This window comes from Pseudarthrobacter sp. MDT1-56, from assembly GCF_059383555.1.
The window spans coordinates 92,668-116,566 of sequence record NZ_JBWZCK010000004.1; the positions used below are offsets into that span (position 1 = coordinate 92,668).

A 23,899-nucleotide genomic window follows, 5' to 3' on the forward strand; every position below is an offset into this window, starting at 1 on the left:
AGCTGAAGAACAACGCAAGCGAAGGAGTCCAGATGGCCCCGGCACTAACCGGACCGGTAATCGGCGACGACGGCCTGGCCCGGCCCCCGTGGGCGGCCGTGGATCCGATGCTGCGCGAGTACTACGACACCGAGTGGGGACTTCCCGTCCGCGACGAGCAGGGCCTGTACGAGCGCATCAGCCTCGAGGCTTTCCAGGCAGGACTCTCCTGGGCGACGATTCTCCGGAAACGGCCGGCATTTCGGGCTGCATTCCACGACTTCCATCCCGAGACGGTGGCCGCGTTCACCGACGCCGATGTTGACCGCCTCCTCCTCGACGCCGGCATCGTACGAAACCGGCTGAAGATCCGGGCCGCCATCACCAACGCCCAGGCCACCCTGGATCTGCGGCAGGATGGCGGGCTTGTTGACTTCGTGTGGGCCTTCCAGCCGGAGTCCACTCCCGAGCCGAGGTCCCCTGAGGAAATCCCCACGACCTCGGCCGAGTCGATCGCCCTGTCCAAGGCCTTGCGGAAGCGGGGCTTCGCGTTCGTCGGACCCACCACGATGTACGCACTGATGGAAGCCATCGGGATGATTGACACCCATCTGCTGGACAGCCACCGCAGGGGAACCTCCGGAATCTGGCCACGCTGAGGCTCCTACTGTGCACAACTCCGGGTTTTGAGTTATCCACAGTGTTGATAACTTTGCAGGGGTTTCGATCCTGAGCGGGCCTTTCCTGCGCGTTATGGCGCTCAGAATGACCCTCCAAAGAAGGCTCGGCGGAGAATTACGGGGTTGTAAGTTATTAACAGTGTGGATTCCCTGTGGATAACTTCGGAGGATGTTCCCCGTTGCCGGAAGAGGGAAGCGTCACGCGGAGACGGCCGCGCCTGTTCAGCGCCTCCAGCCACCCGGCCGAGTTATCCACTTAACAACACTGCGGTACCCACAACTTATCCACACCTGGGGATAACTGAGCGGTTTGAGACAGGTTCCGAGGGGTTCGGCCCCAGCTGGCGCTGATTCTGGCCACATTACTGCAACCCACAAGTTATTAACATTGTGAATAACCCTGTTGAAATCAGATTTGATCCCGGAACCGACCCGGGGACGGCCTTGGGCATCGGCATCGCTTGTTCGACCACGCAGGCGCCCCCAGCGCACCAGCGTGGATTCCCGGGGAAGTTGTCCACTTAACCACAGGGCTGCCCACAGGAGTTATCCACATTTGTGGAGATCGCAAAGGGCTCCGGCGAGGAATCGCCCGGTGTGGCCGTCAGATCCGGGACGACCGCCTGAACTACAGACGTGTAAGTTACCAACAGTGTGGATAAACCCTGTGGACAACTTTCCGGTTCGACCGGTGGGCGGGTCTTCTTGCGGTTCCCGCCGACTGCTGGTGAGAGTGCACAAAGCATGCGCGGGCGTGTTGCGCTGTGGAAAACGGGACCACGCTGTGGGAAACCCCAGGACGAGGGTCCGCGCGAGAGGCGCGGCAGGGGGCTGGACCGTCAGGTGCGGCGCGGCAGGGGGCGTGACCGTCAGGTGCGGCGCGGCAGGCCGGCGTGACCGTCAGGTGCGGCACGGCAGGGGTGGGCCCGCGGGGTCAGGCGCTGGCGACCCGGAGGGCGGAGACGGCGACCAATAGGGCGAAGACCAACACCAGACCGGCGGCCTGCAGCAGGCCCTGGCGCGGGCCGCGGGGTGTGTACGCCAGTACGGCAGCACACAGGGCACCGGTGACGGCCCCACCCAGGTGCGCCTGCCAGGCGATCGAGGGGACCACAAAGCCGATGGCGCCGTTAATAAGGATCAGCACCCAGAGTTGCCTGGTGTCGCCGCCGCGGCGGCGTTGGACCACCAGCATGGCTCCGAAGAGCCCGAAGATGGCGCCCGAAGCGCCGACAACTCCGCTCAGCTGCTGGCCCGCGACGTATCCCGGTGTCAGCAGCAGATAGCCGACCGAACCGCCAAAGGCGGACAGCAAATACACCGCCAGGAATCTGATTCGTCCCAGGAGCGGTTCGAGTGCCTGGCCAAACACCCACAGCATGTACATATTGAGCACGATGTGGAGGATGAAACCCTGCGAATGAAGGAAGGCGGACGTCACCATCCGCCAAGGCTCGAAGACCCCGGACTCCGGGCTGGCGAAGACGGTGGCGAAGGCCAGGTTCCGGTAGATCCAATCGTTGGGAACCAGCCACTGAAACACAAAGACCAGGGCACACAGCCCGATGAGGGAAAGCGTGACCACAGGCTTGCCCAAGGTCACGGCGCCGCCGTAGACGGTCTTGACGTCCGGTGTGGTGCGTTTCGTTTCGTTGACACAGTCAACGCATTGGAATCCGACGGCGGCCGCCCGCTGGCAGTCGGGGCACGCGGGGCGCCCGCAACGCTGGCAGCGCACATAGGCGGGCCTGTCCGGGTGCCGGGGGCACACCGGGATCTCCGCGGACGGCTCTGCCGCCGGAATTCCGTAGCTCATGCGCTGGGCTTAGAGCTTTTCTACGTCAATGCTGTTGATGGTGACGTCCTCGACCGGACGGTCGCCCGCACCGGTGCGGACACCCTCGATGGCGTCGACAACCTTCTTGGAATCATCGTCCGCCACCTCGCCGAAGATGCTGTGCTTGCCCTGCAGCCAGCCGGTGGGGATGGTGGTGATAAAGAACTGCGACCCGTTGGTGCCGCGGCCCATCTGGATGCCGGCGTTCGCCATGGCCAGCTTGTAGGGCTCGTTGAAGGTCAGCTCCGGGTGGATTTCGTCGTCGAACTTGTAGCCCGGTCCGCCCACGCCACGGCCCAGGGGATCGCCCGCCTGGATCATGAAGTCCTTGATGATGCGGTGGAAGATGGTGCCGTCATAGAGCGGCGTCCCGGTCTTGTCCTCGCCGGACTCCGGGTGGGTCCAGGCCTTCTCGCCCGTTGCCAGTCCGACGAAGTTCTCGACGGTCTTGGGGGCGTGGTTGCCGAAGAGGTTGACGACAATGTCGCCCATGCTCGTGTGGATGGTTGCTTTTGCAGTTGCGATGGCAGTCATAGGCCCTATTCTTCCATGAGAGGCCATCACACACCGGGCCGGTCCGCCAGTTCCGCGCTGGGTGAAATCGGCCCAAAATCGGCTTGAAGAATAGCCCGTGAGGTCTGGGACACGTAGGCTAACTGCAGAACCGTCACATTAATCGGGAGGTAGTTGTGAAGAAAACGGACCGTATTGCCCGTGAGCTGGAGCATTCAGTCAGCACCGGAGTAGAGACCGCCAAGGACTGGGCAACGCCGCGGGTTGAAGCCGCAGTCAACTGGGCCGTTCCGCGTCTGCAGCAGGGCCTGGATACCGCTTCTCCCAAGATCCAGGAGGGGCTCAAGTCGGCGGCCCACAATCTCGCCGATGGCGTGGCGACGGTGACCCCGCGTCTCCAGGACGGGCTCGCCCACCTCGCACCAAGGATCAACGACGCCGTTGACAGCGCCACCCCGCGCCTGCACGAGGCACTGGACAAGGCGACGCCGGTGATCGCAAACGCGCGCGACCTCGTGGTCGTGGAGTACCTGCCGAAGCTTTCGGATCAGATCGGCCACGCGTCCGACGCCGTGCACCGTACGCTCCAGAGCGCTCCGGCGCATGTGGATGCGGTTGCCCAGCGGCTCGGCGAAGCGGGAATCATCCACTCCGTTCAGGAACAGGCGAAGGCCGCGGGAAGCCACGTCAAGGTCGCCGCGAACAAGGCGAGCAAGGCCGTCAGCGGTGAGCTGGTCAAGAAGCAGAAGCCCAAGCACCGCGGGCTGTTGATCTTCGGTATCATCGCCGCGGCAGTTGCCGCCGGTGTTGCCGCCTGGCGGGCTTCCAGGCCGGTCGAGGACCCCTGGAAGACGCCGGCTCCGGTCACGCCGGCACCCGTTCCGGCCACCACCGTCAACGACGTCAAGGATTCCGCCAAGGAAGCTGCCGGTCAGGCCGGCGCCGCCACGGTTGCCGCCGCCGACACCGCTGCTGACGCGTCGGCTGACGCTGCCGAGTCCGCCGACGAAGCCGCGGACAAGGCCAAGCACGCGGCCGAGGACGCTGTTGAGGACATCAAGGACGCTTCCGCCAAGGTTGCCACCGATGCGAAGACCGCTGTCCGGAACATCGCCGCGAGCCGCAACAACGGCACGGACAAGACCACCGGCAGCTAAGCAGACCGCCGGCGGCCTGCGGGCAGCCGCTAAAGGGAGGGATTCCGCCATTGTGGCGGGATCCCTCCCTTTTTGCACCCGATGTTTACCAGTTTGTAGCCGGGGCACCGCCCGGCGCCGGACTCGAAAAACCGCGTTGGTGCTAAATTTGGGGGGATGTCACCCGAAAAATCCTCTGAGGATGCCTTACTCGATGCTGTGCACACACCGGCTGTGTCTATTGTCATCCCGGCCTACAACGAGGAAAGCGTCATCCGGCAGTGTCTCATTGCCGCCGTGTACCAGTCTGTCCCGGCACACGAGATCATCGTCGTCGACAACATGTCCAAGGACCGCACGGCCGACATCGTCCGGCAGATGCAACTGGAATACCCGGAGAGCCCCATCATCCTGCTCAGCCAGGACCGGGACCAGGGCCTGATCCCCACCCGCAATTTCGGCCTCGACCATGCCACCGGGGACATCCTGGGCCGGATCGATGCCGATTCCGTCCTGGAACCCGACTGGGTTGAACAGGTGCAGAAGGCCTTCCGGGACAAGTCCGTCCACGCTGCGACCGGGCCGGTGGTCTACTACGATATGCCGATGCGGCGCTTCGGCCTCAAAGCCGACGACAAGATGCGCCAGCTGATGCTCAAGCTGGCCAAGCACCAGTACCACTTTCTCTTCGGCTCCAATATGGCCCTCCGACGCTCCGCCTGGGAAATCATCCGGACCGAGACGTGCCGGGATGAGAAGGACGAGATGCACGAGGACATCGATCTGTCCCTGCACCTGGCCGACCACGACCTCCGGATCCAGTACTGGCCGCAGATGGTCTCCGGCATGTCCGCACGCCGGCTGGAGGACTCGCCCCGGGACTACCGCTACTACGTGACGCGTTTCGACCGCACCTACAAGGCCCACAACGTCAAGAAGATGGCGCTCAAGGCCCCCATGGTGGTCTTCTTCTCGGTGTACTTCCCGGCCAAACTGCTGCGCGCGATCCACACCGTCAACACGGCCCAGCCCGCCCGCCGCGGCGGCCAGTAATCCCCAGCGCTGACGGCGCCGCCCGCCGTCGTCGTCAATCCGTACCCAGCTCCGCCAGTCCGGCTGCAGTGCGCCACCCGGTGCGTGAACTGCGCTGCCCCAGGACGACGACGGCGAGCCCCACGAGGATCATCGCCAGGCCTGCGTAGGTTCCTGCCGGCAGGGTCTCCGCCAGGAACGCTGCGGCGAGCAGCGCGGCCCCCGGAATCTCCAGCAGGATGATCATGGACACCAGCAGCGGACTCATGGTGGCGAGCAGGTGGTTGAAGGCAGTGTGACCGATCAGCTGGGCGCACACCGTGATCGCCAGGATGCCAATCCAGCCGGCAGCCTCAAAACCTGCCAGCGGCTGCTGCGAGAACAATGCCAGCACCGCCACGACGGCCGCGCACATCCCGTAGCACAGGGTGGTGTAGACGCCCGTCCCCATGGTCTGCCGCGCTTTGCCGCCGGCCAGCGTGTAGACACCGGCCAGGGCGCCGCCCGCCACCGCGAGCAGGTCGCCCAGCAGCGCCTCCGGCGAGGTACCCATGTCGAACCCGGTAATGGCGACGACACCGCCAAACGCGATCCCCAGGCCCACCAGGACCGGCCAGCGGTGTTTGACCCCCCGGAAGAGCTGGAAGACGGCGATCCAGCCGGACTGCAGGCAAACGAGGGCGGTGGCTGCCGCGACCGAGGTTAACTGCAGTGAGGTGATGAAGCAGGCGAAGTGCAGCGCCAGGGCGACGGCCGCCGCCAGGGACCAGCGAAATTCGCGGCCGGTAACCCGGCCGAACTGGCGGGGGTTCCGGACCAATACCGGGCCGGCCATAACGACTGATCCGATGGCGTTGCGCCAGAAGGCGATCGCCAGGGCGCTGACGGAGGTGGCACCCAGGGTGGCGGCAATGAGCGGCCCGGACGAGGCCACGCCGAGGACGCCCAGGGCGGCGAGGAAGAAGTTCACGGTCCAACAGTAGTGTGGGCTCGCTGCTGCCACCTGTTGCTGATGCATCCTTGACCGTGGCAGGCGGTGGTGCCAGTCTTAAATCCGGTCTCACAATCATCCACAAAGGAGACCATTATGGCTTCAACCATCCGCAAGAGCCTGGACCATCCGGAGGAGACCCGCCCCGTCAAGGACGGCATGGGTCAGGTGGAGATCGTCAATCTGGACGCCGATGCCGTGGCACGGGTGACGTTCCTGCCGGGCTGGAAGTGGTCGTTGCACGTCAAGCCGATCGCCCAGACAGAGAGCTGCATGGTTGCCCACAAGGGGTACACCATCTCGGGCCGCCTCAAGGTCCTGATGGACAACGGCGAGGAGAACGAGTTCGGCCCGGGTGACTTCGGCATCATCCCGCCGGGGCACGACGCGTGGGTTGTCGGCGACGAACCGTACGTCTTCATCGACTGGCAGGGCATGAGCGACTACGCGAAGCCCAAGGAATGAGGAGTAATTCCCCGGCTACCAGCTGGGCATGCAAAAGGCCCCGGACCGCGTTTCCGCGATCCGGGGCCTTTCCTATGGTGGAGGCACGGGGACTCGAACCCCGAACCCCCTGCTTGCAAAGCAGGTGCGCTACCAATTGCGCCATGCCCCCCATAAGAAGCAACCCGACAATCATACCCTAGTCCGAGGAGCTGATTTCCAGCTCCCGTTCCGGGGAGTCCGGGCTAGTCAACCGTATCGGTTGATTCGCTCCAGACAGTTTTCCGGGCCTCGGATTCCTGCACTTTCTTGTAGAGCAGGACGCCTGCGATCGTAGCTGCAACAACGAGCAACTTCTTCACATTCACCCCGTTCCGATCCGGCGATAAACAAATATCACCGAACCTCCACTTGAATCCGTACAGATTCCGTGGGCGTACCAGGACTTGAACCTGGGACCTCTTCGTTATCAGCGAAGCGCTCTAACCGCCTGAGCTATACGCCCCGATGCCTCATCGGGCCGAGATACGACTTTACAGCACATCCCGGCCCGATCTCAAATCGAGGCATTTCCCCGGGAAAAATCCGGGAAAACTATGGGATTTAGTCGTCCGTGAGGGTGACACCGATGCCGCCCACCAGGGTGGCCGAGATGTTGTAGAGCACGGCCGAGAGCATCGAGAGCGCCGTCAGCAGGACGACGTTGATGACGGCGATGATCGTGGCAAAGGATGCCACCTGTCCCAGCGAGGCGACCTTCTTCAATTCGAAGCCACCGCCCTCGGAACCGGCCAGGGTGCCGAGCAGACCGTCGACCTGGTCGAAGATTCCGGTCAGATCCAGCACCGTCCAGAGCACAATCGCGGCCACAACTGTCACGATGCCCAGCGCTACCGAGAGCAGGAAGGCCATCTTCAGCACGGACCAGGGATCCACTTTGCTCACCAGCAGGCGGGCGCGGCGGACCTTGGCCTTGGGGGCCGGCTTAATCAGCCCCGAGGTGCTCTGGCCCGGACGGTTCTGGTCCGGGCGTTGTCCGGGGGTGGCCGGGCGCTGCCCGGGAGCGACCGGGCGTCCCTGCGTGGCCGGACGCTGGCCAGGCACCTGCGGGCGCTGAGCGGAACCATTGGGACCGCCTGCCACCCCCGGGCGCTGCTCGGGACGGGACGGCGCGCCTACCCGCGGAGCGGCAGCAGGCTGCCGCACTCCGCCGGGAACGCCGCTGTTCGGCTTGGGATATGAGTCGGAATTACTCACTCGTTACCTCCGGTATTGTCTTCGTCCAGCTCGGCATTGCCTGATGACTCATCTGACTCCGGGGCCGGTGCTGATTCTTCCGCTGCGGACCCATCATGTGATCCGTTATTTTCAGCCAACGTTACGTCATCCGCCGCCGATGCCTGACTTTCGGCAGCATCGTCGTCGAGTGGTTCGTCGGTTTCGAGGCCTCGTTCGCTGTTGCGCGCCACCTCGATGATGCGGTCGTTCTTGTCCGGCTTGGCGAAGATAACACCCATGGTGTCGCGTCCCTTGGCCGGCACTCCGGCCACGGAGGAACGGACCACCTTGCCGCCTTCCATGACCACCAGGACCTCGTCTTCCGCTTGGACGATCAGGGCGCCCACGAGGTGGCCGCGCTCCTCCTGGTATTTGCCGACCTTGATGCCGAGGCCGCCGCGGCCCTGGAGGCGGTATTCCTCCACCGCGGTGCGTTTGGCGTAGCCGCCCTCGGTGACGACGAACACGAAGGAACCGTCCGTGACCACGTCGGCGGCCAGCAGTTCGTCGTCCTCGCGGAACTTCATTCCGGTGACACCGGAGGTTGCCCGGCCCATCGGGCGCAGGGCCTCATCGGTTGCGGTGAAGCGGATCGACTGGCCCATGCGGGAGACGAGCATCAGGTCATCCGTCTCCGAGACCAGCTGTGCGGAGACCAGCTCGTCGCCGTCGCGGAGGTTGATCGCGATGACGCCTGCGGAGCGGTTGGTGTCGTAGTCCTCGAGGCGGGTCTTCTTCACCAGACCGCGTTTGGTGGCCAGGACCAGGTACGGCGACTGCTGGTAGTCCCGCAGATCCAGCACCTGGGCGATGTGTTCGTCCGGCTGGAATGCGAGCAGGTTCGCCACGTGCTGGCCCTTGGCGTCGCGTCCGGCTTCCACGAGTTCGTACGCCTTCGCCCGGTACACCCGGCCAAGGTTCGTGAAGAAGAGCAGCCAGTGGTGGGTGGTGGTGACGAAGAAGTGCTCGACGACGTCGTCGCCGCGCAGCTGCGCGCCCTTGATGCCCTTGCCGCCGCGCTGCTGCGAGCGGTAGTTGTCGCTGCGGGTTCGCTTGACGTAGCCGCCGCGGGTGATCGTGACGACCATTTCCTCTTCGGGGATCAGGTCCTCCATCGACATGTCGCCGTCGAAGCCCAGCAGCACCTTGGTGCGGCGGTCATCCCCGTGTTTGGCCACGATTTCGCCCAGTTCGGTGCTGATGATCGCGCGCTGGCGTTCCTCGGAGGCCAGGATCGAGTTGTACTCGGCGATCAGGGCTTCGAGTTCGGAGTGGCGGTCCTGGATCTTCTGGCGTTCCAGTGCCGCGAGCCGGCGCAGCTGCATGTCGAGGATGGCGCGGGCCTGGAGTTCATCGATGTCGAGGAGCTGCATGAGGCCGTCGCGGGCCGCTTCGGTGGTGTTTGAGGCCCGGATCAGCGCGATGACTTCGTCGAGCGCGTCGAGCGCCTTGAGGAGGGCGCGCAGGATGTGCGCTTCTTCCTCGGCCTTGCGGAGGCGGTAGCGGGTGCGGCGTGCAATGACATCCATCTGGTGGGTGACCCAGTGGCGGATGAACGCATCCAGGCTCAGCGTGCGGGGCACGCCGTCGACGATCGCCAGCATGTTCGCTGCGAAGTTGTCCTGCAGCTGGGTGTGCTTGTAGAGGTTGTTCAGCACGACCTTGGCGACGGCGTCGCGCTTGAGCACGATGACCAAGCGCTGGCCGGTGCGTCCCGAGGTTTCATCGCGGAGGTCCGCGATGCCGGAAATCTTGCCGTCCTTGACGAGTTCCGCAATCTTGATCGCCAGGTTGTCCGGGTTGGCCTGGTAAGGCAGCTCCGTGACCACCAGGCAGGTGCGGCCCTGGAGTTCCTCCACGTTGACGACGGCACGCATGGTGATCGAGCCGCGGCCCGTGCGGTACGCGTCCTCGATCCCCTTGTGTCCCAGGATGGTGGCGCCGGTCGGGAAGTCGGGTCCCTTGATGCGGACGATCAGCTCTTCGAGCAGTTCTTCGCGGCTTGCGGTCGGGTTGGACAGGTACCACTGCACGCCGTCGGCGACCTCGCGGAGGTTGTGCGGCGGAATGTTGGTGGCCATGCCGACGGCGATGCCCGAGGAGCCGTTGACCAGGAGGTTGGGGAAACGCGCCGGCAGGATGGTGGGTTCCTGGTTCTTGCCGTCGTAGTTGTCCTGGAAGTCAACGGTTTCCTCGTCGATGTCGCGGACCATTTCCATGGCCAGCGGGGCCATCTTCGTTTCGGTGTACCGCGGTGCAGCAGCACCGTCGTTGCCGGGAGAACCGAAGTTGCCCTGACCCAGCGCCAGCGGGTAGCGCATGGTCCAGTCCTGGATCAGGCGGACCAGCGCATCGTAGATGGCCGTGTCACCGTGCGGGTGGTACTGGCCCATGACTTCGCCGACCACACGGGCGCACTTGTTGAAGGACCGCTCCGGGCGGTAGCCGCCGTCGAACATCGCGTAGAGCACCCGGCGGTGCACCGGCTTTAGGCCGTCGCGGACGTCCGGAAGGGCCCGGCCCACAATTACGGCCATCGCGTAGTCGAGGTAGGAACGCTGCATTTCCGTTTGCAGGTCGACCTGTTCGACGCGGTCGGTCAGCACGTCGGTGTCCAGGACAGTGCCCTCGATAACGGCGTCGGCATCGGCCGGGCCGGCCGGAACTTCTGGTGTTTCGTCACTCATAGTCTATATTTTCCGTTTCAGGTATATATCAGTCCGGGAATATGAAGGGCTTTGGTGGCCGCTAGATATCGAGGAACCGAACGTCCTTGGCGTTCTGCTGAATGAAGTTTCGGCGCGATTCGACGTCTTCGCCCATGAGTGTGGAGAAAGTCTGGTCCGCGGCCAGGGCGTCGTCCATGGTGACTTGCAGCAGGGTGCGGTGATCCGGATCCATGGTGGTGTCCCACAGTTCGGTGTAGTCCATCTCACCGAGTCCCTTGTACCGCTGGATGCCGTTGTCCTTGGGGATCCGGCGGCCTGCGGCCTGGCCGGACAGCAGCCGTGCATCGCGTTCCCGGTCGCTGTAGACGTAGTCGTGCGGGGCGTTGGACCACTTGATCCGGTACAGCGGGGGCTGCGCGAGGTATACATAGCCGTTCTCGATCAGCGGGCGCATGTAGCGGAACAGCAGGGTCATCAGCAGGGTGGTGATGTGCTGGCCGTCGACGTCCGCATCGGCCATGAGGACGATCTTGTGGTAGCGCAGTTTGCTCAGGTCGAAGTCCTCGCCGATCCCCGTGCCGAAAGCGGTAATCATGGACTGGACCTCGGCGTTGCCCAGGGCCTTGTCCAGCCGGGCCCGCTCCACGTTCAGGATCTTGCCGCGCAGCGGCAGGATGGCCTGGGTTTCCGGGTTGCGGCCGCGCTTGGCGGAACCGCCAGCGGAGTCGCCCTCCACGATGTAGACCTCGCATTTCTCCGGGTTCTTCGAAGAGCAGTCGGAGAGTTTGCCGGGCATACCAAACGATTCCAACGGGCTCTTGCGGCGCGCGTTGTCGCGGGCCTTGCGCGCTGCCATACGTGCCTGGGCTGCCGAGATGGCCTTGCGGATGACATCGCGGGCCGGGCCCGGGTTGCGTTCGAGCCAGTCGCCCAGTCCGTCCGTGACCACACGCTGGACGAAGCCCTTCACCTCGGAGTTGCCGAGTTTGGTCTTGGTCTGGCCCTCGAACTGCGGCTCGGCCAGTTTGACCGAGATCACCGCCGTGAGGCCTTCGCGGATGTCATCACCGGTGAGGTTGTCATCCTTTTCCTTGATGATGCTCTTCTCCCGCGCATAGCGGTTGATCAGCGAAGTCATCGCGGCGCGGAAGCCCTCTTCGTGCGTGCCGCCCTCGTGGGTGTTGATGGTATTGGCATAGGTGTGGACGCTCTCGGAATACGCGTTGGTCCACTGCATCGCCATTTCCAGGGCGATGTGCCGTTCCTTGTCCTCGGTTTCGAACGCGATGACGTCCTCGTGGACCACATCGACCTTCTTGCCGGAGTTGAGGTGTTTGACGTAGTCCAGCAACCCGTCGTCGTACTGGTACACGACGGTGTGGAACTCGGCCGGTACTTCACCTTCGGTCGGAATAGCGTCGAGGTCCAGATCCCCGTCCTCGGACGGTTCCTCCGCGGCGCGCCTCTCGTCGGTGAGCGTAATCCGCAGCCCCTTATTCAGGAAGGCCATCTGCTGGAAGCGGGCGCGCAGTGTTTCGAAATCGAAATCCGTGGATTCGAAGATGCCGGCATCCGGGTAGAACGTCTGGGTGGTGCCGGTGTCAGATGTCTCTTCACCCTGAACCAGCCCGCCCTGCGGCTTGCCGCCGTCAGCGAAGGACATCCGCCAGACGTGGCCCTGCCGGCGGACCTCGGTGTCGACGCGGCTCGAGAGCGCGTTGACCACGGAGATGCCAACGCCGTGCAGGCCGCCGGACACCGCGTAGCCGCCGCCGCCGAACTTGCCGCCCGCGTGCAGGATGGTCATAACGACCTCCACGGTGGGCTTGTGCTCGGTCGGGTGCATGTCAACCGGAATGCCGCGGCCGTTATCGACCACTTTGACCCCGCCGTCGGCCTGAAGCACGATTTCGATGTGAGTGCAGTACCCGGCCAGGGCCTCGTCCACTGAGTTGTCCACGACTTCATAGACCAGGTGGTGCAAACCGCGCGGCCCGGTGGAGCCGATGTACATGCCGGGACGCTTCCGGACAGCTTCCAGGCCTTCGAGCACCGTGATGTCGCTGGCGCCGTAGCCGTGGGGAGTTGCGGCTTCCGGCGGGGTATCCGCCGTTCCCGCCACTACTGGTTCCACTGCCGGGATCTCTGCATTGTCGTTAGCCACAGGCGCTTTCGACTCCTCTTTTTTCGTTAAAGGCCAGCCGTTGCCCCCTCCCGAAAGGAAAGAGCTACTGCCAACGGGCACGTCGCTGAAGACACCGGTTGTGCTGCTGGCTCGAGGATCCGTCTACCGCACGCGGATATTGCGTCGGAAACGGACTCAGTCAACGTTTCACCGGCGCCCAGTTATCTACCCCCGATTCTACCGTGTTATAGGGGCGAAACCCGCATTCCCGGGGGCCAAACGGGGAGGAAAGTACCGCTGGGAGGCCACAGGCCATACCTGCAAGGCTCCAGGACCACCGGATGCGGGTGCCTATACGACTCCGCCGCGTCTGAGCGCCCTACACGCCATTTGCGGATTTTTCAATAGTTTTGCAAGGAGTGCTTCAGATCGGGTGCGGCGGGAACCACGAAAATCCGGACTCATCCATAGGTATCCCGCGGGCCGCGCCCGTTGACGGTCCGGCTTCCCTTGCGCCAGCTCGGCGCTGCAGGTCCGAGGACCTGGATCTTGGTCACGACGCCGTCGCCGAGTTCGGTGCGGAATTTCTCCAGCAGGCTCATGCTGAGCAGGCGCAGTTGGGTTGCCCAGGCGGTGGAATCACAGCGGACGTGGAGGGTCGTGTCGGTGAAGCTTTCCGGGGTGCAATGGGCGGAAATCTCCGGCCCCACGAGTGTTGCCCACTCGGCCATCACCGAGCCAACGGCGACCGGTGAGCTCCAGCCGCGCTCCGCGACGAGACGGCCAACCACCTTGCCGAGCCCCATCGGGTCCCGGCCGGTGCCGTGGAATTGTCCGAAGCCGCGGGTGCCGCCGGAACTGCGGCCGGTCTTCTGCGGGGTGCTGCCGGGGCGCGGAGGAGCCTTGCGCCGGATTTCGCCGCGGGACGCGGCCGCTTCGCGCATCCTGTTCAGGGCCGACTGGGCGGCGTCGATATCGTCGGGATCGCGGCCCGGTTGCAGGCCGCCGTCGGTATCCTTATTCATCGATCTTCCCGCTCATCGATTCCTCCCGGGACTACCTTCACCCGCCGCCCGGCCAGTTCCGATGGGATATCGTCCTCGACGGCGGCAGTCACGAGCACCTGCTCGGCGCCGGATACTATTGCCGCCAGTTTACGCCGCCGCTGGACGTCCAGCTCGGCGAAAACGTCGTCCAGGATCAGGATGGGAGCGGATCCGCCGGTGCGCGCGTCGTCGAGCATCACGTAGTACGAGGCCAGCCGCAGGGACAGGCACATGGACCAGGTTTCGCCATGCGAGGCATAGCCCTTCGCGGGGGCCTCCCCCAGGACCAGTTCGAGCTCGTCACGGTGCGGGCCGACGAGGGAGATCCCACGTTCCAGCTCCTTGCGCCGCGACGATGCGAAGGCCTGGACGTAGCGTTCGGTGAGTTGGTCGACGGAAAGCGGCCGCAGGTCCTCGGCGGCTCCGGCAGCAGCGGCCGATACCGCGCCGTCGTCCTCCACGGCACCCTGCAGCGTTGAGCGGTAGACGGCACCCGCTTCCTTGGACCCGTCGGTGAGTTGGGCGTAAGCGTTCCTGAGGTGGGGCCGGAGGCGTTCCACCAGTTCGAGCCGTGCATGCAACAGCTCGGCTCCCGCCCGGGCCATGTGCTGGTCCCAGACATCCAGGGTGGCCTCATGCCCCGAACTGAATTTCCCGGCGCGGGCGGATTTCAGCAGCGCGTTGCGCTGCTTCAGTACCCGGTCGTAGTCACTGCGGGTGGCCGAGTGCCGCGGGATGAGGCTGACCAGGAGCTCATCCAGGAATCGTCGCCGGCTGGACGGATCGCCCTTGACCAGGGCCAGGTCCTCCGGGGCGAACAGGACCGTCTGGCAGATACCCAGGATGTCCCTCGCCCGCACCGGATTGCTGCGGTTGATCCGGGCGCGGTTGGCGCGGGAGCTGTTGATTTCCAGTTCCAGCACGGTGGACTGCTCACCGCGGACCAGCTTCGCGCGGATCATGGCCCGTTCGGTGCCGAACCGCAGCAGCGGGGCGTCGGAACTGACCCGGTGAGAACTGAGCGTGGCCAGGTAGCCAATGGCTTCCATCAGGTTGGTTTTGCCAATGCCGTTTGAGCCGACCAGCACCGTAACGCCGGTCTCCAGGCTCAACTCCACCTGGGCGTAACTGCGGAAATCTGTGAGCGAAAGTTGTTCTAGGTACACGCGGGGTTCAGGATTTCAGGGCAGGACTACTTGGCCGGACGGGTCGCATGACCGCCGAACTGGTGACGCAGCGCGGAAACCATCTTCATTGCCGGGGAGTTGTCCTCCCGGGACGAGAACCGGGCAAAAAGTGCCGCCGTGATGGCCGGGGCCGGCACGGCGTTGGCGATTGCTTCTTCCACCGTCCAGCGGCCCTCGCCGGAGTCCTCGACGTAGTCGTCGATCGATTCCAGGCCGGGGTCCTCATCGAGGGCCTTGACCATGAGGTCCAGCAGCCAGGACCGGACCACGGTTCCCTTCTGCCAGGCGCGGAACGTGCCGGGCAGGTCGGTGACGATGTCCTTGGCGGCAAGGAGTTCGTACCCTTCGGCATAGGCCTGCATGAGCCCGTATTCGATGCCGTTGTGGACCATTTTGGCGTAGTGCCCGGCACCGACCCCGCCGACGTGCACGAAGCTGTCGGCGCGGTCGCCCTCGGGACGGAGTGCGTCGAAGACGGGCATCGCCCGTTCGATATCGGCGGCGTCCCCGCCGGCCATCAGGCCGTAGCCGTTCTGCAGGCCCCAGACGCCGCCGGAAACACCGCAGTCGGCGAAGCGGATGTCCTTTTCCGCCAGTGCCGCACCGTGTTTCTGGTCCTCGGTGAAGCGGGAATTGCCGCCGTCGATCACCAGGTCGCCGGCATCGAGCTTGCTGCCGAGTTCGGTGATCACGGCATCGGTGATCTCGCCGGAGGGAACCATCACCCAGATCAGGCGCGGGGCCGGCACGGCGGCGATCAGTTCATCCACGCTGGCGACGTCGGTGACGTCCGGGTTGCGGTCAAAACCGGTGACGTCGATTCCACCCTTGCGCAGCCGTTCGCGCATGTTGAAACCCATTTTTCCAAGGCCGATCAGTCCGATGTGCACTTAGATGATCTCTTTTCTGCGCTGGGGTGTTTCGGGTGGTGGCGTCAGCCAGAGGGTCTAGCCGTTCCAGAGGATCACGGCGGAACCAGCTGCCAGCTAGTTGGGCAGCCGGACCGGCATGACCAGGTAGCGGTAGTCGCCCTGGTCCTCGCCGTCGGCCTCTTTCTGGGCCGTGATCATGGCCGGCTTGGGCGCGCTGGTGAAGGAGAAGCGCACGAACTTGGTTTCGATGACGCTCAGGCCCTCGATCAGGTAGTGGGGGTTGAAGGCCACGGTGATGTCGTCACCGGTGAGCTGGGCTTCGAGTTCTTCCGAGGCCTGCGCGTCTTCGCCGGTTCCGGCGTCGAGGTGCAGCTGGCCTTGGGTGAAGGCGAGCCGGACCGGGGTGTTGCGTTCCGCCACGAGGGAGACGCGCCGCACGGCTTCGACGAGTTCGGAGGTCTGCACGGTCGCGTGGATCGGGGTGGACTCCGGGAAGAGTGAGCGGATCTTGGGGTAATCCCCGTCGACCAGGAGCGACGTCGTGGTGCGGCCGCCGCTTTCGAACCCGATGAGCCTGCTGTCATCTTCGGCGAGGGCAAGGTTGATGTCGCCGCTGCCGCCAAGGGTCTTCGCTACTTCGTTAAGCGTCTTGGCCTTGACCAGTGCGCTGGTGGAGATGCCCGGGGTGACCGGCTTCCACGGGACCTCCCGCATGGCCAGCCGGTAGCGGTCGGTGGCCAGCAGGGTGATGAGATCGTCCTCGATCTCCATCCGCACGCCGGTGAGGATGGGGAGGGTATCGTCCTTGCTCGCCGCGATGATCACCTGGGAGACAGCCTGGGCGAACGAGTCGCCCGGGACGGTGCCGCTGATGGGGGGCAATGCCGGCAGGGGCGGGTATTCGGCTTCCGGCATGGTGGCCAGGTGGAAGCAGCTTCGGCGGCAGCTGAGGGTGACTTTATTTCCGTCGGTCTGGATCTCGACCGGTGCTGAGGGCAGACTGCGGCAGATGTCGGCAAGCAGGCGTCCGGAGACCAGGATCGTGCCTTCGGTGGTGATGTCAGCGGCGATTTCGAGCCTGGCTGAAGTCTCGTAATCGAAGCTCGAGAGGCTGACGGTACCGGCTTCAGCTTTGAGGAGCAGGCCGGAAAGTACGGGTACTGGCGGCCGCGGAGACAACGACCGGGCGGCCCAGGTCACGGCTTCTGCCAGGACGTCCCGCTCGACTCTGAACTTCACGGAAGGGTGCCGCCTTTCATTGCTGCTGTCATCGCTGGTGGTCGGGCCCGGGGCCCGGCAAGGAATCACAAAAGATGTCCAGGACGGACACACTGCAGACAGCTTAGCCGCAAGAAGTGTGATTCTCCCATCCCCGGGTTACATCCGTGTGGTTCGGCCTGGCCGGCCCGGTGCCGGTTTCCGGCCGGAGTCCGGAACGGTCCTGGGCTGTGTGCGGGGTGCGGACGGAAGTTGTTATTTGAGGGAATTTCATTTTCTAGGGATTAGTAGTGTTAATAACTGCTGTGGATACTGTGGATAACCCTGTTTGGCGGCGCGATTCCGCGGTTAAGCCCTGTTCATGGACTGTGGGCGGAGCAGGTTTTAAACAGGGTGTGGATGGGGATAACATTTTTGCCCGTTCCGCTGATCCACAGGCGCCTTAAGGGTTTTAAGCCCATTAACCGCAGTTGTCCCCTTAACTATCCACAGGCTTGTCCACAGGCACCTGTTAATAAGGTCAGAGTGCGCGTCCGGGCAGGTCAGGAATCAGCTCAGGAATTACGCTGCTGCTGCTTGATCCGGTTGGTCAGCTCGGTCACCTGGTTGTAGATCACTCGGCGCTCGGCCATGAGCTCACGGATCTTGCGGTCCGCGTGGATGACCGTGGTGTGGTCGCGGCCGCCGAGCTCCTGCCCGATCTTGGGGAGGGACATGTCCGTCAGTTCCCGGCACAGGTACATCGCGATCTGCCGGGCGGTCACCAGTGTCCTGGTCCGGGATTTGCTGCAGAGTTCTTCCATGCTGAGCTTGAAGTAGTCCGCGGTCTGCGTGAGGATCTGCGCGGAGGTGATCTCCTGGGCCCCGTCATCGGTGATGAGGTCCTTTAGGACCATCTCGGCCAGGGCCACGTCGACCGGCTGGCGGTTGAGGCTGGCGAAGGCCGTGACGCGGATCAGCGCGCCCTCGAGTTCGCGGATGTTGCTGGAGATCTTCGAAGCGATGTACTCCAGGGCGTCGTCCGGGGCGGACAGGCCCTCGCTCAGGGCCTTCTTCCGGAGGATCGCGATCCGGGTCTCGAGTTCCGGCGGCTGGATGTCGGTCAGCAGGCCCCACTCGAACCGTGACTTCATCCGGTCCTCGAAACCGGCGAGCAGCTTGGGCGGCTGGTCGGAGGTGATGACCACCTGCTTGTTGTTGTTGTGCAGCGCGTTGAAGGTGTGGAAGAACTCCTCCAAGGTCCGGTCCTTGCCGGCGAGGAACTGGATGTCATCGATCAGCAGGACGTCCACGTTGCGGTAGGTCGTCTTGAAGCTGGTGCCTTCATCGTCACGGATGGAGTTGATGAAGTCGTTGGTGAATTCTTCGGAGTTCACATACCGGACCCGGATCCCGCTGTAGAGCCGTCGGGCATAGTGGCCGATCGCGTGGAGCAGGTGGGTCTTGCCGAGTCCGGAGTCACCGTAGATGAACAGCGGGTTGTAGGCCTTGGCCGGCGCTTCGGCCACGGCGACAGCCGCGGCATGGGCGAAGCGGTTGGAGGAACCGATCACGAAGGTGTCGAAGACATACTTCGGATTGAGCCGGCCGAATTCGTGGGAGGTGCTTGGCAGCATCGGCTGCGGCTTCAGTTCCACTGACGGATCGGCCGCCAGGGACAGCTCGACGGCGGCTTCCGGTTCCGTGTGGAGCGGCACCAGATCGGTATCGACGTCGATCGCGCAACGGATTTCGTCGGAGAACACGCTCCGGAGGGCGTCGTCGAGGGCTTCCTTCACCTGCGTCTGGAGTACCTCGCGGGTGAGCTCATTCGGTACGGCCACCAGCAGGGTGGATCCGATCAGGCCCTGGGCCTGGGCGAGGATGACGAAGCCACGCTGCCGGGGTGAAACACGGTGATCGTTCTCCAGCAGGCTCACGACCCGGCGCCAGGAACTTCCGACAGTGTTGGCTTGGTTGGCTTCGTCTACTGTCATCAATCAGTTCCTCAAACTTGCTTGCCTGCATTACCTGCAGCCACAAGTCCCGAACCAGTGCGCTGGCCCCGGCTTAATCCACAGGGTTATGCACAGCCCGTGGATAATCGGCTACTGAGACACTCTAGGGGATGAAAACGCCAGAAGATAGCTGGGTTGTGTCCTGTGGATAATCACACCGTTGTAGTTCTAAATCGGGGTGCGTGACCCACTTCATCCACAGGCTGGAGCGGGAGTTAGCCACAACTGTGGAAAGCCCGTTGCGCGACCCCCGGTTTGACTCGGGAGGGCGGCAAGCCCTAACGTTGTGAAGTCCCATGTGTACGCTTTTCGCCTCATTTGAATCTCTCCCGACGCCCAGCGTCTTGCGAGTCGAGGGAAGCGGCACATACAAAACTTAGCGTCGACCAGTTCTTCCCCTTGATCGGGTGGGCGCACCTTTGATCCCACTGGAGTAACTAACGTGAGCAAGCGGACTTTTCAGCCGAATAACCGCCGTCGAGCCAAGAAGCACGGCTTCCGCCTTCGTATGCGTACCCGTGCCGGCCGTGCCATCCTGGCAGCCCGTCGTGGCAAGGGTCGCACCGAGCTGTCGGCCTAAATAACTGACTCGTCGGTCCACATCCCTGTGCGAGTTTAAAGGTGCTGGCCACCCGCAACCGTCTGAGGACATCAACCGATTTTTCAACAACTGTACGTTCCGGTGTCCGCAATGGACGCCGGAACGTAGTGTTATATACGGCAGCCCTCGCTGCCGATGAACCAAGCCGGATCGGATTCATCGTTTCCAAGAGTGTTGGGAACGCTGTTGTCAGGAACCTCGTTAAGAGGAGACTGAGAGAAGTCGGTGCCTTGTCATTGCAGCAGTACGGCAGCGGGTTCACGATCGTGGTGCGGGCCCTGCCCGCCGCGGCGGGTGCCAGCTTCGACCAGTTGCGATCAGACTATGACGCCGCCTTGGAAAGCAACATGAAACGGCTGGGCAGCCGCCTTCCGAAGGCTGCTTCTTCGGTTTCTAACGAGACAACACAGGAAGGGACCCCGCGTGCGTAACTTAACTGCCGCCGTCGTCCCTCCTACAAAATCCGCAGCAGAATGGTTGGGCCGGGCAGTCTGGAACTTGCCCCGCAATATCCTCATCCTGTTGCTCCTGGCGTACCGCAAGGTGATCTCACCGCTGTACGGCCAGGTTTGCCGCTTCTTCCCCAGCTGCTCGGCCTATGCCCTTGAGGCGATCACGGTCCATGGCGCGGTCAAGGGAAGCTGGCTCGCGGCCAAGCGTCTGGTGCGCTGCCATCCCTGGAATGCCGGCGGTGTGGACCATGTCCCCGCCGGTAAATGCGAGTGGCCCGCAGACCGAACCCCCACAATTGTTGTGCTGAACAATCCGGACAAGTACCTGGCTGCTCAGACTGATGGAGAAGGCCGCTCTGCGGCCTAACGAATAGGGATATCGTATGGATTTCTTTGAAACAATCATGTTTCCGTTCAAGTGGCTTGTGTCCGCCATCATGGTGGTCTTCCACGATGGCCTGAGCGCCATCGGCATGCCCGCCGCCAACGGCTGGACGTGGACCCTGTCCATCATCGGGCTGGTGCTGGTGATCCGCGCCGCCCTGATTCCCGTGTTCGTCAAGCAGATCAAAGCCCAGCGCGGCATGCAGTTGCTGCAGCCGGACCTGAAGAAGCTACAGGACAAGTACAAGGGCAAGACCGACCAGCTGTCCCGCCAGGCCATGGCCCAGGAACAGATGGCCATGTACAAGAAGCACGGCACCAATCCGTTCTCGGCCTGCCTTCCCATGCTGATTCAGATGCCGTTCTTCTTTGCCCTCTTCACCGTGCTGTCAGGCATTACGACGGCGGCGAACAGCGGTAAGGGCATCGGAGCAATGAGCCACGAGCAAGTGGTGCAGTTCGACGAGTCCAGCATCTTCGGTGCCCCGCTTTCTGCCACCCTGCTTCACGGCACGCCCGAGGGCGGCAACGTGGTCGCGGTGTGGATTCTCTCGATCGTGATGATCCTGGCCATGACGGCCTCCCAGTTCATTACGCAGAAGCAGATCATGGCCAAGAACATGTCCGAAGAGGCCATGGCCAGCCCGTTCATGAAGCAGCAGAAGATGATGCTCTACGTCCTGCCGATCGTCTTTGGCGTGGGTGGCATCAACTTCCCCATCGGTGTCCTGATCTACTGGACCACCACCAACCTCTGGACCATGGCGCAGCAGTTCTTCGTGATCCGCCGCATGCCGACGCCGGGTTCCCCCGCAGCCAAGGCCCTTGCCGAGCGACGGGCTGCCAAGGGCCTGCCGGCCCTGCCCCTGACGGGCGCCAAGAAAGCCGAAGCCGAGGCCGCTGAAGCTGCGGCCGCTGCGGCCCTGGTAGCCAAGAGCCAGCGTGTCCAGCCACAACGTAAGAACAGGAAGAGGAAGTAATGTCTGCCGAAAGCACCGAACACGCTATTTCCGCTGAAGCGATTGACGAGCAGGACAACGCCTTGAGCCCAGTTCAGGATGCCGAACAGGACGTTGACTCAGACGCTGGCGCCGAAGAATCTGAGGGCTCCGAGGACAAGGGCACCTCCGCCAGCCGCCTGGAAGAGGAAGGCGACGTCGCAGCGGACTACCTCGAGGAACTGCTGGACATAGCCGACATCGACGGCGACATCGACATTGAAGTACGCAACGGCCGCACCTACATCTCGATCGTCGCTGAGGAAGAAGCAGCCGGCCTGGAGAGCCTCGTAGGCAAGGACGGCGAAGTCCTCGAAGCCCTGCAGGAACTGACCCGGCTCGCGGTGCTGTCCGCGACGGAAAACCGTTCCCGGCTGGTGCTGGACATCAACGGCTACCGCTCGGAGCGTGCCGGGGATCTGCAGAAGATCGCGGAAGACGCCGTCGCTTCCGTCAAGGAGTCCGGCGCGACCGTGGCTCTGGCGCCGATGAGCGCCTACGAGCGGAAGATCGTGCACGACGCCGTTGCTGACCTCGGGCTCATCAGCGAGTCCGAGGGCGAAGGCGCTGACCGCCACATCGTCGTTTCCGCAGACTGAAGCCGCCGGATAGCTTAATGGTTGAAATTACCGCGGCCGAACTGCAGGCAGCCGAGAAGATCTTTGGGGACCGGCTGGACCTGGCCAAGCGCTATGTGGAGCACCTGGCCACGTCCGGGACGGAACGGGGTCTGATTGGTCCCCGCGAGGTGCCCCGGCTGTGGAGCCGGCACGTGCTGAACTGTGCTGTCATCGAGAGCCAGATTGCCGAGGGAAGCCACGTGGCCGACGTCGGGAGCGGTGCCGGCCTGCCCGGCCTATGCCTGGCCATCGCCCGGCCGGATCTGGAACTGACCCTGATCGAACCCCTCGAACGCCGAGTTATCTGGCTGCAGGAAGTTGTGGACGATCTCGGTCTCGACAACGTTACGATCATGCGCACCCGGGCGGAGCTTGCCGTCGGCATGGTGGACGCCGACGTAGTCACGGCCCGCGCTGTGTCCGCACTCTCCAACCTCGCCGGTCTGACCATCCCGCTGCTGGCGGGTAAAGGTGAAGTAGTGGCGATCAAGGGACGTAGCGCCGGCGAGGAAATCGAAAAAGCCGCCAAGGTGATTCGGAAGCTTGGCGGTACCCAGACCTCCGTTGTCCTGGTGGGCGAGGACCTCCTCGAAGAACCCACAACCGTTGTCCGAATCGTTGTGAATAAGCCTCAAAAGATTTCCTAGCATCAGCCCGGTGCCCCCGGACTCCGAGGGTAAGAGGTTAGGCTAGTAACCGGCAGAAAAAGCCGAACGAGAGTGAGTGTGTCACAGTGACCAGTAGCGAAGCCTCCACACAACGGATCCCACCGTTTGTGTCCCTGGGGTCCGCACGGGCCTTCAGTGCGCCTGCAGTCGCTCATGATTACTCCGTAAAGCGCACTGCATCGGTTGCGAAGACCACTGGGAAGCCGCGTGTTTCACGTGAAACATCGGTTGCCGCCACCGGGAACGTGCTGGACTCCATCGATGACTCCAGCCCCATTGCCCGTGAGCTCGCCCATGAGAACAAACGCCGGGAACGTCTCCTGGGCCGCGAACTTCCGAAGCCGGAGAAGACCCGTATCTTCACCGTTTCCAACCAGAAGGGCGGAGTGGGCAAAACGACCACCACGGTCAACATCGCCGCCGCCCTGGCTGCTGCGGGCCTGAACGTGCTCGTCATAGATATCGATCCGCAGGGCAACGCGTCGACTGCCCTCGGAATTGAACACCACGCCGACGTTGACAGCATCTATGACGTCCTCATCAACGACATCCCGTTGCAGGACGTGGTGGCGCCCTGCCCGGACATCGCCAAGCTCATCTGCGCGCCTGCCACCATCCACCTGGCCGGCGCCGAGATTGAATTGGTCAGCCTCGTTGCCCGTGAGCAGCGCCTTCGCCGTGCCATTGACGTGTATGCCAAGGAACGTGCGAAGAACGGTGAGGAGCGGCTGGACTACATCTTCATCGACTGCCCGCCGAGCCTGGGGCTCCTGACCGTCAACGCGTTCTGTGCAGCCAGCGAGGTTCTCATTCCGATCCAGTGCGAGTACTACGCGCTTGAGGGACTGAGCCAGCTGCTTAAGAACATCGAGATGATCCAGAAGCACCTGAATGCCGATCTGGTTGTCTCCACCATCCTCCTGACCATGTACGACGGCCGAACGAACCTCGCTGCCCAGGTGGCAGCCGAGGTACGCGAACACTTCCCGGAGCAGGTCCTCGGCGCCGTGGTCCCCCGCTCGGTCCGCATTTCTGAAGCACCCAGCTACCAGCAAACCGTGATGACTTACGATCCCTCATCCAGCGGTGCTTTGTCCTATCTGGAAGCCGCAGCCGAAATCGCGGAACGTTAGAATCTTTTCAAGAATTGCACTAACTAGAGCCCGGTGATG

General features: G+C 63.4%; 23 protein-coding genes and 2 tRNA genes. 11 read left to right on the top strand and 14 right to left on the bottom strand.

Going from position 1 to position 23,899, the window contains the following annotated elements; genetic code table 11:
* Window positions 1–32: 32 nt before the first annotated feature.
* Complete coding sequence (locus AC50YC_RS07120) at window positions 33–638, top strand: DNA-3-methyladenine glycosylase I (protein WP_494952859.1); 606 nt, start codon at window positions 33–35, stop codon at window positions 636–638.
* A 955-nt stretch (window positions 639–1,593) separates the two neighbouring features.
* On the opposite strand, the gene AC50YC_RS07125 is transcribed toward AC50YC_RS07120, so the two are convergent.
* Window positions 1,594–2,475, bottom strand: a complete 882-nt coding sequence (locus AC50YC_RS07125) for a rhomboid family intramembrane serine protease (RefSeq protein WP_494952860.1) — start codon at window positions 2,473–2,475, stop codon at window positions 1,594–1,596.
* A gap of 9 nt (window positions 2,476–2,484) precedes the next feature.
* Window positions 2,485–3,030: a peptidylprolyl isomerase gene (locus AC50YC_RS07130; protein ID WP_494952861.1), complete on the bottom strand. Its 546-nt coding sequence runs from the start codon at window positions 3,028–3,030 to the stop codon at window positions 2,485–2,487.
* A gap of 155 nt (window positions 3,031–3,185) precedes the next feature.
* On the opposite strand from AC50YC_RS07130, the gene AC50YC_RS07135 reads away from it, so the two are divergent.
* Window positions 3,186–4,166 carry a hypothetical protein gene (locus AC50YC_RS07135; RefSeq protein ID WP_494952862.1) on the top strand — a complete coding sequence of 327 codons (981 nt, stop codon included), beginning with the start codon at window positions 3,186–3,188 and terminating at the stop codon, window positions 4,164–4,166.
* 156 nt (window positions 4,167–4,322) lie between these two features.
* Window positions 4,323–5,198 carry a glycosyltransferase family 2 protein gene (locus AC50YC_RS07140; protein WP_494952863.1) on the top strand — a complete coding sequence of 292 codons (876 nt, stop codon included), beginning with the start codon at window positions 4,323–4,325 and terminating at the stop codon, window positions 5,196–5,198.
* A 34-nt stretch (window positions 5,199–5,232) separates the two neighbouring features.
* Here the strand turns inward: AC50YC_RS07140 and AC50YC_RS07145 are convergent, their stop codons facing one another.
* The gene (locus tag AC50YC_RS07145) at window positions 5,233–6,147 is read right to left on the bottom strand and encodes a DMT family transporter (protein ID WP_494952864.1); all 915 of its coding nucleotides are present in this window, start codon (window positions 6,145–6,147) and stop codon (window positions 5,233–5,235) included.
* Between the two features lie 117 nt (window positions 6,148–6,264).
* On the opposite strand from AC50YC_RS07145, the gene AC50YC_RS07150 reads away from it, so the two are divergent.
* Window positions 6,265–6,633: a cupin domain-containing protein gene (locus AC50YC_RS07150; protein ID WP_494952865.1), complete on the top strand. Its 369-nt coding sequence runs from the start codon at window positions 6,265–6,267 to the stop codon at window positions 6,631–6,633.
* 75 nt (window positions 6,634–6,708) lie between these two features.
* Here AC50YC_RS07150 and AC50YC_RS07155 read toward each other — a convergent pair.
* From AC50YC_RS07155 to dnaA, 11 genes are all read right to left on the bottom strand, one after another.
* Window positions 6,709–6,784, bottom strand: a tRNA-Ala gene (locus tag AC50YC_RS07155).
* Window positions 6,785–6,857: 73 nt separating this feature from the next.
* Window positions 6,858–6,980, bottom strand: a complete 123-nt coding sequence (locus tag AC50YC_RS07160) for a DLW-39 family protein (RefSeq protein WP_494952866.1) — start codon at window positions 6,978–6,980, stop codon at window positions 6,858–6,860.
* Between the two features lie 63 nt (window positions 6,981–7,043).
* Window positions 7,044–7,117 (bottom strand) — tRNA-Ile (locus AC50YC_RS07165).
* A 98-nt stretch (window positions 7,118–7,215) separates the two neighbouring features.
* Window positions 7,216–7,869, bottom strand: coding sequence for a DUF3566 domain-containing protein (locus AC50YC_RS07170; RefSeq protein ID WP_494952867.1), 654 nt, complete (start codon window positions 7,867–7,869; stop codon window positions 7,216–7,218).
* Window positions 7,866–10,577: a DNA gyrase subunit A gene (gyrA, locus tag AC50YC_RS07175; protein ID WP_494952868.1), complete on the bottom strand. Its 2,712-nt coding sequence runs from the start codon at window positions 10,575–10,577 to the stop codon at window positions 7,866–7,868. The genes AC50YC_RS07170 and gyrA overlap by 4 nt, the downstream gene beginning before the upstream one ends.
* A gap of 61 nt (window positions 10,578–10,638) precedes the next feature.
* Window positions 10,639–12,723 carry a DNA topoisomerase (ATP-hydrolyzing) subunit B gene (gene gyrB, locus AC50YC_RS07180; RefSeq protein WP_494952869.1) on the bottom strand — a complete coding sequence of 695 codons (2,085 nt, stop codon included), beginning with the start codon at window positions 12,721–12,723 and terminating at the stop codon, window positions 10,639–10,641.
* A 422-nt stretch (window positions 12,724–13,145) separates the two neighbouring features.
* Window positions 13,146–13,709 (bottom strand): DciA family protein, encoded by a 564-nt coding sequence (locus AC50YC_RS07185; protein WP_494952870.1) that lies wholly within the window; start codon window positions 13,707–13,709, stop codon window positions 13,146–13,148.
* On the bottom strand, window positions 13,706–14,896 hold the full coding sequence (recF, locus tag AC50YC_RS07190) for a DNA replication/repair protein RecF (protein WP_494952871.1): 1,191 nt from the start codon (window positions 14,894–14,896) through the stop codon (window positions 13,706–13,708). The genes AC50YC_RS07185 and recF overlap by 4 nt, the downstream gene beginning before the upstream one ends.
* 26 nt (window positions 14,897–14,922) lie before the next feature.
* Window positions 14,923–15,807: a phosphogluconate dehydrogenase (NAD(+)-dependent, decarboxylating) gene (gene gnd, locus AC50YC_RS07195; protein ID WP_494952872.1), complete on the bottom strand. Its 885-nt coding sequence runs from the start codon at window positions 15,805–15,807 to the stop codon at window positions 14,923–14,925.
* A gap of 96 nt (window positions 15,808–15,903) precedes the next feature.
* Window positions 15,904–17,028 carry a DNA polymerase III subunit beta gene (gene dnaN / locus AC50YC_RS07200; protein WP_494952873.1) on the bottom strand — a complete coding sequence of 375 codons (1,125 nt, stop codon included), beginning with the start codon at window positions 17,026–17,028 and terminating at the stop codon, window positions 15,904–15,906.
* Window positions 17,029–17,561: 533 nt separating this feature from the next.
* Window positions 17,562–18,983, bottom strand: coding sequence for a chromosomal replication initiator protein DnaA (gene dnaA, locus AC50YC_RS07205; RefSeq protein ID WP_494952874.1), 1,422 nt, complete (start codon window positions 18,981–18,983; stop codon window positions 17,562–17,564).
* A gap of 463 nt (window positions 18,984–19,446) precedes the next feature.
* Here dnaA and rpmH point away from each other — a divergent pair, with 463 nt between their 5' ends.
* The 7 genes from rpmH to AC50YC_RS07240 all read left to right on the top strand — a co-directional run bounded on the left by rpmH (window position 19,447) and on the right by AC50YC_RS07240 (window position 23,860).
* Window positions 19,447–19,584: a 50S ribosomal protein L34 gene (rpmH, locus tag AC50YC_RS07210; RefSeq protein ID WP_003800212.1), complete on the top strand. Its 138-nt coding sequence runs from the start codon at window positions 19,447–19,449 to the stop codon at window positions 19,582–19,584.
* A 41-nt stretch (window positions 19,585–19,625) separates the two neighbouring features.
* The gene (rnpA, locus tag AC50YC_RS07215; RefSeq protein ID WP_494952875.1) at window positions 19,626–20,036 is read left to right on the top strand and encodes a ribonuclease P protein component; all 411 of its coding nucleotides are present in this window, start codon (window positions 19,626–19,628) and stop codon (window positions 20,034–20,036) included.
* Window positions 20,029–20,424 (top strand): membrane protein insertion efficiency factor YidD, encoded by a 396-nt coding sequence (gene yidD, locus AC50YC_RS07220; RefSeq protein WP_494952876.1) that lies wholly within the window; start codon window positions 20,029–20,031, stop codon window positions 20,422–20,424. The genes rnpA and yidD overlap by 8 nt, the downstream gene beginning before the upstream one ends.
* A gap of 16 nt (window positions 20,425–20,440) precedes the next feature.
* Window positions 20,441–21,421, top strand: coding sequence for a membrane protein insertase YidC (gene yidC / locus AC50YC_RS07225; protein ID WP_354171449.1), 981 nt, complete (start codon window positions 20,441–20,443; stop codon window positions 21,419–21,421).
* Window positions 21,421–22,038, top strand: coding sequence for a Jag family protein (locus tag AC50YC_RS07230; protein WP_494952877.1), 618 nt, complete (start codon window positions 21,421–21,423; stop codon window positions 22,036–22,038). Before yidC ends, AC50YC_RS07230 begins: the two co-directional genes overlap by 1 nt.
* Window positions 22,039–22,055: 17 nt before the next feature.
* Window positions 22,056–22,706 (top strand): 16S rRNA (guanine(527)-N(7))-methyltransferase RsmG, encoded by a 651-nt coding sequence (gene rsmG / locus AC50YC_RS07235; RefSeq protein ID WP_494952878.1) that lies wholly within the window; start codon window positions 22,056–22,058, stop codon window positions 22,704–22,706.
* A gap of 86 nt (window positions 22,707–22,792) precedes the next feature.
* Entirely contained in the window at window positions 22,793–23,860 is a 1,068-nt protein-coding gene (locus AC50YC_RS07240) for a ParA family protein (RefSeq protein ID WP_494952879.1), read from the top strand.
* Window positions 23,861–23,899 lie beyond the last annotated feature (39 nt).

What these genes read in the sequence shown, in the direction of transcription:
- AC50YC_RS07120 (WP_494952859.1), top strand. Translation starts at nt 33, where the DNA reads ATGGCCCCGGCACTAACCGGACCGGTAATCGGCGACGACGGCCTGGCC.
- AC50YC_RS07125 (WP_494952860.1), bottom strand. Translation starts at nt 2,475, where the DNA reads ATGAGCTACGGAATTCCGGCGGCAGAGCCGTCCGCGGAGATCCCGGTG.
- AC50YC_RS07130 (WP_494952861.1), bottom strand. Translation starts at nt 3,030, where the DNA reads ATGACTGCCATCGCAACTGCAAAAGCAACCATCCACACGAGCATGGGC.
- AC50YC_RS07140 (WP_494952863.1), top strand. Translation starts at nt 4,323, where the DNA reads ATGTCACCCGAAAAATCCTCTGAGGATGCCTTACTCGATGCTGTGCAC.
- AC50YC_RS07150 (WP_494952865.1), top strand. Translation starts at nt 6,265, where the DNA reads ATGGCTTCAACCATCCGCAAGAGCCTGGACCATCCGGAGGAGACCCGC.
- gyrA (WP_494952868.1), bottom strand. Translation starts at nt 10,577, where the DNA reads ATGAGTGACGAAACACCAGAAGTTCCGGCCGGCCCGGCCGATGCCGAC.
- AC50YC_RS07185 (WP_494952870.1), bottom strand. Translation starts at nt 13,709, where the DNA reads ATGAATAAGGATACCGACGGCGGCCTGCAACCGGGCCGCGATCCCGAC.
- dnaA (WP_494952874.1), bottom strand. Translation starts at nt 18,983, where the DNA reads ATGACAGTAGACGAAGCCAACCAAGCCAACACTGTCGGAAGTTCCTGG.
- yidC (WP_354171449.1), top strand. Translation starts at nt 20,441, where the DNA reads ATGGATTTCTTTGAAACAATCATGTTTCCGTTCAAGTGGCTTGTGTCC.
- AC50YC_RS07230 (WP_494952877.1), top strand. Translation starts at nt 21,421, where the DNA reads ATGTCTGCCGAAAGCACCGAACACGCTATTTCCGCTGAAGCGATTGAC.
- rsmG (WP_494952878.1), top strand. Translation starts at nt 22,056, where the DNA reads ATGGTTGAAATTACCGCGGCCGAACTGCAGGCAGCCGAGAAGATCTTT.